Origin of the sequence: Streptomyces sp. NPDC020742 (assembly GCF_040641675.1) — a bacterium.
Taxonomy (GTDB): Bacteria; Actinomycetota; Actinomycetes; order Streptomycetales; family Streptomycetaceae; genus Streptomyces.
The window spans coordinates 43,172-56,718 of the sequence record NZ_JBFAEA010000024.1 but is presented as its reverse complement, the minus strand read 5'-3'; the positions used below and the strand labels follow the sequence as shown (position 1 = coordinate 56,718).

Annotated in this window: 7 protein-coding genes; 3 read left to right on the top strand and 4 right to left on the bottom strand. The window is 73.9% G+C overall.

The genetic code is table 11. The features are described from left to right. Nucleotides 1–49 precede the first annotated feature (49 nt). From AB0G84_RS29615 to AB0G84_RS29600, 4 genes are all read right to left on the bottom strand, one after another. A complete protein-coding gene (locus AB0G84_RS29615; RefSeq protein ID WP_361327359.1) occupies nucleotides 50–979 on the bottom strand; it encodes a carbohydrate ABC transporter permease in 930 nt (309 codons plus the stop codon). After that, complete coding sequence (locus AB0G84_RS29610; protein ID WP_361327455.1) at nucleotides 976–2,295, bottom strand: sugar ABC transporter permease; 1,320 nt, start codon at nucleotides 2,293–2,295, stop codon at nucleotides 976–978. The genes AB0G84_RS29615 and AB0G84_RS29610 overlap by 4 nt, the downstream gene beginning before the upstream one ends. A 235-nt stretch (nucleotides 2,296–2,530) precedes the next feature. Continuing rightward, nucleotides 2,531–3,937, bottom strand: coding sequence for an ABC transporter substrate-binding protein (locus tag AB0G84_RS29605; protein ID WP_361327356.1), 1,407 nt, complete (start codon nucleotides 3,935–3,937; stop codon nucleotides 2,531–2,533). 993 nt (nucleotides 3,938–4,930) lie between these two features. After that, nucleotides 4,931–8,488: an FtsK/SpoIIIE domain-containing protein gene (locus AB0G84_RS29600; RefSeq protein WP_361327452.1), complete on the bottom strand. Its 3,558-nt coding sequence runs from the start codon at nucleotides 8,486–8,488 to the stop codon at nucleotides 4,931–4,933. Between the two features lie 491 nt (nucleotides 8,489–8,979). Here AB0G84_RS29600 and AB0G84_RS29595 point away from each other — a divergent pair, with 491 nt between their 5' ends. From AB0G84_RS29595 to prfB, 3 genes are all read left to right on the top strand, one after another. Beyond that, nucleotides 8,980–10,590 carry a serine/threonine-protein kinase gene (locus AB0G84_RS29595; protein ID WP_361327353.1) on the top strand — a complete coding sequence of 537 codons (1,611 nt, stop codon included), beginning with the start codon at nucleotides 8,980–8,982 and terminating at the stop codon, nucleotides 10,588–10,590. A gap of 200 nt (nucleotides 10,591–10,790) precedes the next feature. Further along, on the top strand, nucleotides 10,791–12,098 hold the full coding sequence (locus AB0G84_RS29590) for a serine/threonine-protein kinase (protein ID WP_361327349.1): 1,308 nt from the start codon (nucleotides 10,791–10,793) through the stop codon (nucleotides 12,096–12,098). Nucleotides 12,099–12,188: 90 nt separating this feature from the next. Then, nucleotides 12,189–13,295, top strand: coding sequence for a peptide chain release factor 2 (gene prfB / locus AB0G84_RS29585; protein ID WP_361327346.1), 1,107 nt, complete (start codon nucleotides 12,189–12,191; stop codon nucleotides 13,293–13,295). Nucleotides 13,296–13,547 lie beyond the last annotated feature (252 nt).

Here is a 13,547-nt window from a genome sequence, read left to right as displayed (position 1 = left end):
GCGAGCGTCCGCCCCGGCCGCACTTCACCGCCCGGCCCGCCCCCCGGCCTCACTTCACCGCCCCCGCCATCACCCCCGACACGAACTGCCGCTGGAACGCGAAGAAGACGATCAACGGCACCACCATCGACAGGAACGCCCCCGGCGCCAGCACATCGATGTTGTTGCCGAACTGCCGCACCTCCTGCTGCAGCGCCACCGTGATCGGCGGACTCCCGCTGTCCGCGAAGATCAACGCCACCAGCATGTCGTTCCACACCCACAGGAACTGGAAGATCCCCAGCGACGCGATCGCCGGACCCCCCAACGGCATCACCACCCGCGTGAACAGCCGCAGCTCACCCGCCCCGTCCAGCCGGGCCGCCTCCAGCAGCTCCCGCGGGATCTCCGCGAAGAAGTTCCGCAGCAGGAACACCGCGAACGGCAGCCCGAACGCCGTATGGAAGAGGATCACCCCCGCCGTGGTCTCGAACAGCCCCACCGCACCGAACAGCTTCGCCACCGGCACCAGCGCCACCTGCACCGGCACCACCAACAGCCCCACCACCACCAGGAACCAGCCGTCCCGGCCCGGAAAGTCCAGCCAGGCGAAGGCGTACCCGGCCAAGGACCCGATGACCACCACCAACACCGTCGCCGGCACCGTGATCACCGCCGTGGTCAGCAGCGAGCCCATCACCTTCCCGTTCGACAGCAACTGGCCGTAGTTGTCGACGGTGAGCTGCGCCGGCCGGACGAACACCTCCCACCAGCCCGACTCCGCGATCTGCTGTGGACTGCGCAGCGACGACACCAGCAGCCCCACCGACGGCATCAGCCAGAACAGCGCCACCAGCACCAGGAAGACCCGCACCGCGCCCCCGCCGGTCCGCGCCGCGAGCCGGGCCGCCCACGACCGCCCCGCCGCGGCCCCACCCGCCCGCCGGTGCCGCCCGCCGTCCGGACGCCGCCCCCGTACGCCACCCGCCACGGCCGTCATCGGCGACGCTCCTTCCGCACCCGCCGGAGATTGACGATCATCACCGGCATCACCAACAGCAGCAGAAACACCGCGATCGCACTGCCCAGCCCCTCGTCGACATCGGTGCCGAACGACGACTGGAACAACTGCAGCGCCAGCACATTCGCCGACCGCAGACTCGACCCCGGCGCGATGATGTACACCAGATCGAAGATCTTCAGCACATTGATCATCAGCGTCACCAGCACCACCACCAGCACCGGCGCCAGCAAGGGCACCGTGATCCGGCGGAACACCTGCCACTCACCCGCCCCGTCCACCCGCGCCGCCTCCAGCAGCTCCCGCGGCACCCCCGCCAGCCCCGCCGCGATCAGCACCATCGCAAAACCCGCCCACATCCACACATACGCCCCGATGATGGCCGGAGTGACCAGCGCCGGCCCCAGCCAGTCCACCCCGCCGTACGGCGCCGCGAAGTTCGCCGCCGGCAGCCGCAGCCGCGCCCCCTCCGCCCGCCCCGCCGGCAACCCGAACGACCCGTCCGCCGCGGTCCTCGCCGACGCCACCACCACGCCACCCCGCACCGCCTCCACCACCACCCCCGCCAGCGCCTTCTCACCCCGGTCAACCACCCCCGGCCGACCGCCCCCGCCCCGGGTGAAGTCCAGCCACACCGTGCCCGTCACCTTCCCCGGCCGCGGCCCGGCCGCCACCGCCACCCGCGCACCCCGCACATCGTCCTGCGCCGCCGCCACCAGCGGCAGCAACACCGGCGACCCCGCCCGCACCACCGACCGCGTGGTGAACCCGCCCCCGCCCGACGGCCGCAGATCCGCCCGCGGCCGCGGCTTCGCCCCCGGGAACGGCACCGGCTCGGCGAACGTGTCATGCACCCCCACCGACACCGCGTTCGCCACCCCACGCCCCGGATCCCGGTCGTACACCAGCCGGAAGATGATCCCGGCCGCCAGCATCGAGATCGCCATCGGCATGAAGACCACCAGCTTGAACGCCGTGCCCCAGCGGATCCGCTCGGTCAGCACCGCGAAGATCAGCCCCAGCGCCGTCGACACCGTCGGCGCCACCACCACCCACACCACGTTGTTCCGCAACGCCGTGACGATGGCCTCGTCCGAGAACATCGCGCCGTAATTGCCCAGCCCCACAAAGCCGTTGCCCGACGCATCGAACAGGCTCCGGTAGACCGAGAACCCGATGGGATAGACCACCAGCGCACCGAGCAGCACCAGCGCCGGCAGCAGAAACACCGCGGCCACCCAGCGCCGGCTCCCTCGCACACCCCGGCCGGGCCGGCGCCCACCCGCACGGCCTATACGGGCCCCTGCCCTCCCGGTGCCGGCCCTCCCGGTCCCGCCGGTCGTGCCGGACTTGCCGGTCCTGCTGTTCCTCCCAGCCCTTCCGGCCCTCCCGGCCCTCCTGGTCCCCCTGATCCTGCCGGTCTTGTCGGTCTTGTCGGTCTTGCCGTTCCTGCCGGTCCGATCGGTTCGTGCCTCGCTCATCCTGACGGTCCCCCCCGTCCGGTTCCGGTCGAAGGTCTCCGGTCGAAGGTCAGCCCTTGAAGGACCTCGCCGCGTCCTTCTCCAACCGCGCCTGCGTCCCCGCCACGTCCTTCGGGTTCTTCACGAAGTCCTGCAGGTCCTTCCACTCGCCCTGCCCCGGCTTCCCGCCGAACGAAGCGGGCGCCTGGTCGGACATGTCGAAGCGGAAGTCGTCCCCCGCCGCGATCAGCGCCTTGGCGATCTTGCGCATCACCGGACTGGCGTACGCGCCCGGGTCGAGCTCCTTGTTCGGCGATACGAAACCGCCCGCACCGGCCCAGATCCGGGCCGCGTCCGTCGACGCCAGGAACGTCAGCAGCGCCTGTGCCGCCTTGCCGTCCTTCAGCGCCACCGCCACATCGCCACCCGTCACCACCGGCGATTTCGCACCCACCGCCGGGAACGGGAAGACCTTGGCATCCGTACCAATCTTCGCCTTCGTCTGGGCGATGTTGGCCGCCGCGAAATCGGCCGAGGAGACCATCGCGGCCTTCGGGACGTCCCCACCGCTGAACGTCTGGGTCACCGACGTCGGGAAGTCCGTCTGCAGCGCCCCCGAACCGCCGCCCGCCAGCAGGTCCTTACGCCCGAACAGCTGCCCCAGCGTGGTCAGCGCCTGCTTGACCGACGGATCCGTCCACGCGAGCTGGTGCCGCGCCAGCCGGTCGTACTTCTCCGGCCCCGCCTGCGAGAGGTAGACGTTCTCGAACCAGTCGGTGAGCGTCCAACCGTCCGAACCGCCCACCGAGACCGGCTCCACGCCCGACTCGGAGAGCGTCTGCGCCGTCTTGAGGAACTCCGTCCACGTCGTGGGCTCCCCGACGCCCGCATCGCCGAACGCCTTGGCGTTGTACCAGACCAGCGACTTGTTGCTGGCCTTGAAGTACACGCCGTACGGGGTGCCCTTGTGCGCGCCGAGGTCCCGCCAGCCCTTGGTGTAGTTCTTGGCCAGCTGCGCCTTGGCATCCGCCCCGAGCGGCTTGAGCCAGCCCTTCTCCGCGAACTCGTTGAGCACACCGACCTGTTGGAGCATGGCGACGTCCGGCGGCCCGCCACCGGCGATCTTCGAACCGATGAAACCGGCCATGTCGTCGCCGCTGGGTACAAAGTCGACCGTGGCGCCGGTGCGCCGCTCGAACTCGTCCAGCACCTTGACGAAGTTCGCCCGCTCCGGTCCCGTCCAGACCGCGGTGACCTGCAACCGCTGCCCATTCAGCCGGGGCAACCGCACCGTCGCCGCCGCCGAGCCGCCCTTGCCCCCACCGCCCCCTCCACCGTCGCCTCCATCCTTCGCACCGCCACCGCCACCGCTCCCACCGCCCCCACAGCCGCCCAACGCCAACGCCAGCGCCATCGCCACGGCCGCCGCCAGCGCGCCCGCGCCCCGTCCACCCATCCGGTCACGTCCCCTGCGCATCCCTCAGCCCCCTGTCGGTCGCCGCGCCGGCCGTCACGCCGCCGCGCGTGCTGCGCGCCGCTCCCTGCCGGCCTGCCGCTACCTGTCTGGCTCTTTCTGGTGGAAATGCTTGCCGCGGCGCCTACCTGGTGCCGCAGATCCCGGCACCCGTGGTGCCTGTGGTGCCTGCGATGCCCGTGGTTCCTTGGTGCCCTTGGTGCCTGTGGTGCCCGCACTGCCCGAGGCGCCCGAGGTGCCCGAGGTGCCTGTCGTACCCGTGGTGCTCGTCGTACCTGCGGTGCCCGAGGTGCCTGTCGTACCTGCGATGCCCGAGGTGCCCGCAGTGCCTGTGGTGCCTGTCGTGTCCGTGATGCGCGTACCCGATGCGGAGAGCTCCGCGGCACCGGACAGGACCGCGCCTGTCTCGTCCGCGCCTGCTGCCCTCGTCCGCGCCCGTCCTCGTCCCGTGCCAGACCGCGTCCCGCGCTCGTCCTGGCCCAGCGTCCTGTTTGCCGGCGCCCGTACGCGAGCCTGCCAGCGCCCGTACCTGTCTGCGCCCGTCCTCGACCCACCCACCCGCCCGCCGAGCCTGTCACCGGCGCCGGACGGGTGACGACGACCGTCCGTCAGGTCTACGCCCTGCCCCCGGCCTCCGCAATACCGCGTCCTGCGCCAACTCACCTTTCGTGATGGTGCTGTTACGGGCGCGGCGCGGCTACGCACACACAAGCCCCCAACCACGAGGGCGGGTGCGGAACGACCCAAAGTAGAGCGGCACAAGGGGGAACGGAACCACCACGGCACTTCCCTCAGGCCGGCGGCGCCCCGACCTCTTCAGCGCACCCGGGGGCGCCCCGACCCGTTCGCGAGACCCGAGGTGCCCCGACCTCTCCGCCTCTCCGCCTCTCTGCCAGACCCGAGGTAGGTACCCCGGGCATCCCCGCCAGCCCCGAGGGCTCCCGAACTCCCCCCCCGGGCCAGCGGCGATCCGCCCTCCCCGCTCCCGGTCAGCCCTCAGACCAGCGGCGACGGGGCCGGCGCGTCCGAGGACTGTGCGGCGCGCTGGAGGGCGCTGGCCAGCAGCGCCAGGTCCGTGGGCCCGTTGCCCAGTTCGCGGAGGGGGCGGCGGGCCGGCGGGTCGCCCATCCGCTGCCACTCCAGTGGTACGACCGTGGGGCGCAGCGTGGACGTACGGGGTATCCGACCGGTCACCCGCCCGGCCTGGAACGGCGTCGAGGTGCCGTCCGCGGCGCGGTGCAGCCGTCCGCGGCCGGGCGGCGCCGGCGGGGCGGGCTCGGCGGCCGGTTCGGCGGGGTCGGTCGGGGTGCCCAACTCGATGCGCAGCTCGGCGCGTTCACCGGTCGCGGTGTCGGCCGTGCGGTCGGGGTGACTGGTGGAGACTATGAGGTGAACCCCGAGCGCCGCTCCCTCGCGGGCCACGGCTTCGAGCGCGCGGACCACGGAGCCGGCGGCGGGGCGGCCGGGGCTGCCCAGTGCGGGGGCCACCAGGGAGTCGAAGTCGTCGACGAGGACGAACAGCCGGGGCATCGGTGCGGCAGGGGTGGCATCGGGGTCGATGGCGGTCCCGGCAGCAGCGGTCCCGGCGGGGGAGTCGGTGCGGGCCCGTAGCCTCAGAGTGCCGCGGGTGCCGCTGGTGCCGGTCGTGGACGGGTCCGCCGGGGTGCCGCCTGCCTCCTCCTTGTTTCGGCAACGATTACGGAAAGTGATTGGTTCCTGCTCTCCGTCACCAGGGTTCGAGGCGACGGAGGCGGCGGAGGTAGGGGAGGCACCGGCCTCAGTAGACCCACTAGGCCCAGTAGATCCGGTGGACTCGGCGGGGCGGCGCGGGGCGATGATCTGCGGGGCCGGCAGATGGGCGGCGCGCCACGCGGCGAACGGGGTGTCGCCCAGTATTTCCGCCCGGCGCTTCAGCTCCGAGCTCAGTGCCTGGGCGAACTGGCGCATCCGGACCGGGTCGGACGCCGCGAGGTACGTCGTGACGTGCGGCAGGTCCGTACAGGCCCGCAGGCCCTCGCCGCGCTCGCTGCCGGCGCCGTCCACCAGCACCAGTGACAGCAGGTCCGGGCGGTCCGCCGCGGCGAGCGAGGCCGCCAGCGAGCGCAGCAGCTCCGTCTTGCCGGTGGCCGCCGCGCCCTCCACCAGCAGATGGGTGTCGTCGGCGGCGAGGTCGGCGTGCACCGGGCCGCGCGGTCCCGCGCCGAGCACCGCGGGTGCGCTGGGCCGGTCGGAGTCCAGGGCGGCGGCCCACCGTGCCATCAGGGACGCGGGGGTGGCGCGGGCCAGGCCCAGTTCGTCCAGCAGCCGGGCCGAGTCGGGCAGCGGGACGGCGGCGCGCGGCGCCGTGGGCCCGCCGGCGAGGGTCGTGGCGTCGACCTCGCGCAGGGGCGCCAGCGCCCGGGCGAACCGGTCGGCCCAGGCGGCGGAGACCGCGTCGACGGCCGCGACCGTGCCGTTCGGTCCGGAGCCCGGCTGGACGACGCGCAGTGCGGTGGCGACATCGCCGCTGAGGACCGCGACCGCGCCGCACTCGCCGAAGGCGGGCGACGCCGCGCGGGCCGCCTCGTACGTCGAGGCCAGCGGGAAGGCGGGGGAGGCCGCCGGGGTCTCGGCCAGGCAGAGCAGGTGGATGCCGGCCGCGGCGCCGCTGGAGGCGAGCCGGGCGGTGGTCTCGCGCAGTGCGGAGGAGCCGGGGTCGCCGTCGACGATCAGCAGGGTGTACGGGCCCTGGTGGCGGGCGGCGGCCAGGGACACCTCGGCGCGTTCGGCGCTGGCCCAGCCGGGGCCGAGCGGGCCGTCGTCGAGCCGGCGTACGAGTTCGGCGGCGCGGGCGGTGGCCTGTTCGGTGTCGTGGGCGAGCAGCAGCCGGCAGTCCTGGCCGTGGGCGGGGCGGACGTGCGGCAGCCAGCCGAGCCAGGACCAGTCCGCCACCCGTTCCTCGGCGGTGCGCGCCCGGTCCGCGCTGATCAGCACGATGTCGAGGGTGCCGGGGGAGTGCAGCGCGGCGAGCTGGGCGAGGGCGGCGCGGGCCAGGCCGATGAGCCGGGCGCGGGGGCCGGCGAGGCCGAGGGAGCCGGCGCGGCGCAGCTCGACGGTGACGGGGACGGCGGCCCGGCCGCCGCCGCGGCTGGCGGTGCCCAGCCGGACGGTCAGTGCGTCGGGGTGGGCAGGGCCGCGTTCCCACAGGCGGGGACCGGGGCCGAGGGCGGTGAGGAGGACGGCGGCGGCGTCCGGCCAGCGGTCGTCGTCGGCGGTTCCGGAGGGGGCCGTGCCGCGCTCGGGGTCGTGGGCGTCCTGGGGGAGGGGTGCCGGGGCGTGGCCGGGCGGGAGGGTGCCGTCGGGGCGATCCGCGGCGGGCCGCGCGCCGGTGAGCCGGCGGGCCCACGCACCGAGCCCGCCCCGGCGGGCCACCTTGCGGGGGGCCAGGTCGCTGCGGGGGTGGGCGGACGGGTCGGACGGGGCGTACGGGCCCGGTGCGTCGGACGGGCCGGAGGCCTCGTACGGGGCGGACAGGGCGGCAGCGTCGTACGGGGCGGACGGATGGTGCGGGTCGTACGGGGCCAGCGGCTGCCCGCTGCCGTGTGTGGGGTCCGTGGCACCGTACGGGGCGCCGTGGGCGGCTTCCCGGTGTGGACCGGTCCCGTAGCCGGCGCCGTAGCCGTGCGCGGTGGCGGCGTCCGGCCATGGGGACGGTGCCGCCGCGGCGTCCTGGGCCGGGGTGCCGCGCACCGGGGTGTCCCGCCGCCCGGCTGGGGCGGTGTCCTGCGGGGTGCGCGGGGCCGGTACGGGGGAGGCGGCGGTGCTCCCGGGGGCCGGGTGGTAGCTGCCGGGCGCGCCGATCGGGGCGCAGGCGCCGTGCGGTCCGGGGGCGAGCCGCAGCCGGCCCTCGCCGTCGGGGGTGGTGTGCAGCGCCGGGTCCGGGGCGGCGGGGGCGGCCTGGAGGCGCAGGGCGGATTCGCCGATCCGCAGCAGGGCGCCGGGGCGCAGTGGTGCGGGCTGTTCGCCGAGGTCGGTGCCGTCGACGGCGGTGCCGTTCGTGGAGCGGAGGTCGGCCACCTGGACCGAGCCGTCCGCTGCGACGGTGACGGCGCAGTGCAGCCGGGAGACGTCGGGGTCGTCGAGCGGGACGTCGGCGTCGGCGGAGCGGCCGATCCGGATCTGCCCGCCGTGCAGCAGGTGGACGCCGCCGGCGTCGGGGCCGGAGATGACGCGCAGCCGTGCGGTGCCGTGTGGGAGGCCGTGGGCGGGGGCCGGGCCGGGGCCCTGGAGGGAGAGCACCGCGCCGTCGATGAGCGGGGGCTCGCCGAGTGCGACGCGCTGGGGGTCGAGCCGCTCGGTGCCGGCGTAGAGGACGACCGGGCCGCTGCCGCCGGCGCCGCCGGAGCCGGAGCCGGTGCCCGAGCCGCCGAGGTCGGCGCCGGAGCTCGCTACGGAGGCCGCCAGCGAGCCGGCCACTGCCGCAAGGGCGGTGCCGGCGGGGGCCGTGACGAGCACGTCGCAGGCCCGTGTGGTGTGGCCGCTGCGCGGCCCGAGGACGGTCAGCCGGATCTGCATCGCCGTCAACGGTCCCTTCTGCCGGGATCCGGCAGGGGTTCCGCTCACTTTCCCCCGCCAACCCGGGCACGTCGGCACGTACAAGTCCCAAGTGCACGTCACGACAAAGATCGCGCGCCCCCACCGCATCGTGCTGGAGGCATCCTCCCACCTGCCGCTGACAACACGCCCGCCGACCGTCCCTCAGTGATCTTGTTTGGTCTTCTCGGGGTGAAAAAGTGGCTGCTTGCGCGCGGTGTCCGGCCGGATTCGGACCTCCGTGGTCAGCTCGGTACCGTCCCCGGTCGGCCGATGTCCGCGCCGCGCGCCCGTACCGGCGGCGACCTGCGCGGACGGGCAACCATCCGTCCGCAACGCGCGTCTTCCCCACAAGCCCGGGCCGGGCCGCCGGACCGAAAAGCTTGTGCGACGGCACTACAGTGGATCGGACGGGCCGCGAGCTGACCCAGCGGGCCAGGCAAGAGAACCACCACGACCAGGGAGCGCATGACGTGCGGCCGGTAGGCAGCAAGTACCTGCTCGAGGAGCCGCTGGGCCGCGGCGCCACGGGCACCGTCTGGCGTGCCCGCCAGCGGGAGACGGCGGGCGCCGAGGCCGCCGTGGCCGGGGAGCCCGGTGAGACCGTCGCGATCAAGGTCCTCAAGGAGGAGCTGGCGCACGACGCGGACGTGGTGATGCGCTTCCTGCGGGAGCGCTCGGTCCTGCTGCGGCTCGCCCACCCCAACATCGTCCGCACCCGCGACCTGGTGGTCGAGGGCGATCTGCTGGCGCTGGTCATGGACCTGGTCGACGGCCCCGACCTGCACCGCTATCTGCGGGAGAACGGCCCGTTCAGCCCGGTGGCCGCCGCCCTGCTGACCGCCCAGATCGCCGATGCGCTGGCGGTGAGCCACGCCGACGGTGTGGTGCACCGCGACCTCAAGCCGGCCAATGTGCTGCTCGCCGGGTCCGACGGTGCCGGCGAGATGCACCCGATGCTGACCGACTTCGGCATCGCCCGGCTCGCCGACTCCCCGGGCCTGACCCGTACCCACGAGTTCGTCGGCACCCCGGCGTATGTGGCGCCGGAGTCCGCCGAGGGCCGTCCGCAGACCTCCGCGGTCGACATCTACGGCGCCGGCATCCTGCTGTACGAGCTGGTCACCGGGCGTCCGCCGTTCGCCGGTTCGACCGCCCTGGAGGTGCTGCACCGGCACCTGAGCGAGGAACCGCAGCGCCCCGGCTCGCTGCCGGAGCCGCTGTGGACGGTGATAGAGCGCTGTCTGCGCAAGCGTCCCGAGGAGCGGCCCAGCGCCGAGAACCTCGCCCGGGCGCTGCGTACCGTCGCGGCCGGCATCGTGGCGCACGCGAGCCCCGCCCAGGCGGAGGCGGCGCTGGGCGTCGCCGCGCTGCTCGCCCCGGACCCGGCGCCCGCGACGGTGCCGGGGACGGGCGCCGACGGCGGCGGGGCCGGCGGCGACGCCGACCCCACTCAGGTGCTCCCCTCGGGGCCCGGCGCCGGCGGGTACGACCCGGCGGCGGCGACGAGCGTGCTGCCGTCCACGGGCGGGCCGGGCGCCGACCCGACCCGGGCCATGCCGCCGATGCCGATGGGCGCGCCGTCGGCCGGTCCCCAGGGACAGGACGGGCCGCACCCGTGGGAGTCCCAGATGCGGGCGGCCCGGGACCGCAACGAGCCGACCCAGGTGCAGTACCTGGACCCGAACCAGGATCCGCTGCGCCGCCGTCCGCAGCGCCGCCCGGCCGCCCCCCAGCAGCCGCCGTACCACCAGCCCGCGCCGCCGCCGTACGCGCAGCAGCCGCAGGCGCCGCAGCGCCGGCCCGAGCCGCCGCCGCAGCGGTACGAGCCGCAGCGCCCGCCGGCGCCGGAGCCCCGCCCGCGCCGTGAGCCGCGGCAGCGCAGCGCCAACCCGATGCGGATCCCCGGCCTGGGCTGTCTCAAGGGCTGCCTGTTCACGCTGATACTGCTGTTCGTGGCGGCCTGGCTGATCTGGGAACTGACCCCGCTCCAGGAGTGGATCGGTACGACGCGGGGCTTCTTCGCGCAGATCGGCCACGTGTACCGCAGCGTCGAGGACTTCGTGCAGAAGTTCAGCGGCTGACGCACCGCGCACGCAGAGCCGCCCGCACCGCGGGCGGCTTTGTCGATTTCTCGACTTCTTGCGGTTTCTTGCGGGCAATTTCGCCCACAGAAGTGAAGGTTGCCGCGGTCCTGGGCACGAAGTCCCCTGGCATCCGCGTAGCTTTGACGCCAACCTCAGCCCCCGCAGGACGCTCGGGGGCCCGACACGTCGGAGCAGTCTTGGCACGGAAGATCGGCAGCCGGTACACCGCCCACCAGATCCTGGGGCGCGGCAGCGCCGGCACGGTGTGGCTGGGTGAGGGTCCCGAAGGGGCCGTGGCCATCAAGCTGTTGCGTGAGGAACTCGCCGCCGACCAGGAGCTCGTCGGCCGGTTCGTGCAGGAGCGGGCGGCGCTGCTGGGGCTCTCGGACCCGCATGTCGTCGGGGTCCGCGACCTGGTGGTCGACGGCAACGACCTGGCGCTGGTGATGGACCTCGTACGGGGCACCGACCTGCGCACGCGTCTGGAGCGGGAGCGCCGGCTGGCCCCGGAGGCGGCGGTCGCCATCGCCGCCGACGTCGCCGACGGGCTCGCCGTCGCGCACGCCGCGCGGATCGTGCACCGCGACGTCAAGCCGGAGAACGTCCTGCTGGACATGCAGGGACCGCTGGGTCCCGGCGGCGCGCACCCGGCGCTGCTGACCGACTTCGGTATCGCCCGGCTGGTGGACTCCCCGCGCCGCCTGCCCCAGCCCCCGGCCGGCGGGACCTCGGCCCCGCTCCGCTCGGCCAAGGTCATCGGCACCCCCGACTACCTCGCCCCGGAGATCATCGAGGGGCTGCCGCCGCGCGCCTCGGTGGACGTCTATGCGCTGGCGACGGTGCTGTACGAGATGCTCGCCGGCTTCACGCCCTTCGGCGGCGGCCATCCCGGTGCGGTGCTGCGCCGCCATGTCACCGAGAGCGTGGCGCCGCTGCCGGGCATCCCCGACGAGCTGTGGCAGCTGCTGGTGCAGTGCCTGGCGAAGGCGCCCGCCTCCCGGCTGCGCGCCTCTGAGCTGGCCGCCCGGCTGCGGGAGCTGCTGCCGTTCCTGGCGGGGATGGGGCCGCTGGACATCGACGAGCCGGAGGACGAGCCGGCGGAGGAGGAGCCGGGCGGGGCGGACGGCGGCTCCCGGGACGAGGCGTTCTACCCGGCGGCAGCGGGCGAGGCGGCCCCGCCGCGCGGCGCGGTCCCGCTGGTGCAGGGGGCGGTGCCGGACTCCAACCGGGAGACCCACACCAGCATGCGGGTGCCGGGCCCGGACGAGCTGGCGGGCGGTGCGCACGGCACCGCCCGGGCGCCCCGGGCCGCCGGTGAGCGCCGGGCCGGCTCGGCCCGGCACCGTGCCTCGCCGGAGGCGGTGCGCCGCCGGCGGATCAAGCTGGGTGCGGCGGCGGCCGCTGTGGTGCTGGCGGCGGGCCTGGGCGGCTGGCTGGCCTCGGGCGACGACGGCTCCGGCGATGCCACGCCGGGCGTCCACGGGCCCGGTCCGGACGAGCCCTGACGCTCCGCCCCGGGCGGGCCGGGCCCCTCGGGGCGGGCTCGACCTGCCGGGGCGGGTCAGGTTGCCGGTGGTAGCCGTTAGGCTGGGTGCGTGGCAGTCGTCGATGTATCCGAAGAGCTGAAGTCCCTCTCCTCGACCATGGGGTCGATCGAGGCCGTCCTGGACCTCGACAAGATGAGGGCCGACATCGCCGTGCTTGAGGAACAAGCGGCGGCGCCGTCCCTGTGGGACGACCCGGAGAGCGCCCAGAAGGTCACCAGCCAGCTGTCCTACCTCCAGGGCCAGCTGCGCCGGGCCGAGGAGCTGCGCGGCCGGGTCGACGACCTCGAAGTGCTCTTCGAGCTGGCCGACGCCGAGGGCGACGAGGATGCCCGCGCCGAGGCCGAGGCCGAGCTCACCGAGGTCCGCAAGGCCGTCGAGGAGCTGGAGGTCCGCACCCTCCTGTCCGGCGAGTACGACTCCCGTGAGGCGGTCGTCAACATCCGCGCCGAGGCCGGTGGTGTGGACGCCGCCGACTTCGCCGAGAAGCTCCAGCGCATGTATCTGCGCTGGGCCGAGCGCCACGGCTACAAGACCGAGCTGTATGAGACCTCGTACGCGGAAGAGGCCGGCATCAAGTCGACCACCTTCGCCGTCAAGGTCCCCTACGCCTACGGCACGCTCTCCGTGGAGCAGGGCACGCACCGCCTGGTGCGCATCTCGCCGTTCGACAACCAGGGCCGCCGGCAGACCTCCTTCGCCGGTGTCGAGGTGTTGCCCGTCGTCGAGCAGACCGACCACATCGAGATCGACGAGTCCGAGCTGCGGGTGGACGTCTACCGCTCCTCCGGCCCCGGCGGCCAGGGCGTCAACACCACCGACTCCGCGGTCCGGCTGACGCACATCCCCACCGGCATCGTCGTCTCCTGCCAGAACGAGCGCTCGCAGATCCAGAACAAGGCGACCGCGATGAACGTCCTCCAGGCCAAGCTCCTCGAGCGCCGCCGCCAGGAGGAGCAGGCCAAGATGGACGCGCTCAAGGGCGACGGCGGCAACTCCTGGGGCAACCAGATGCGTTCCTACGTCCTGCACCCGTACCAGATGGTCAAGGACCTGCGGACCGAGTTCGAGGTCGGCAACCCCACCGCGGTGCTGGACGGCGACATCGACGGCTTCCTGGAGGCCGGTATCCGCTGGCGCAAGCAGCAGGAGAAGTAGCGTGCGGGGCCCCTCCGCGGGCTCCTGATGCCGAAACAACTGCCTCCCCAAGGGAGGCAGTTGTTTTACGTCGTGGCTTTTTGGTCACAGTCGTATGTCCATGTACCGCTCAACTCTTGGCAATTCGGTCATCCAGTCTTTATTCGGCCTTGACGATGTTGGTCTGACTGGGAAGGCTGAGCGCGGCATACGTGTGTCTTGGGGCGCGGGTATGAACGGGGAGACTGAGTTGGCCTGTCGGCATTCCATGGG

Coding starts and splice junctions, on each gene's coding strand:
- AB0G84_RS29615 (WP_361327359.1), bottom strand. CDS start 979: ATGACGGCCGTGGCGGGTGGCGTACGGGGGCGGCGTCCGGACGGCGGG.
- AB0G84_RS29605 (WP_361327356.1), bottom strand. CDS start 3,937: ATGCGCAGGGGACGTGACCGGATGGGTGGACGGGGCGCGGGCGCGCTG.
- AB0G84_RS29600 (WP_361327452.1), bottom strand. CDS start 8,488: ATGCAGATCCGGCTGACCGTCCTCGGGCCGCGCAGCGGCCACACCACA.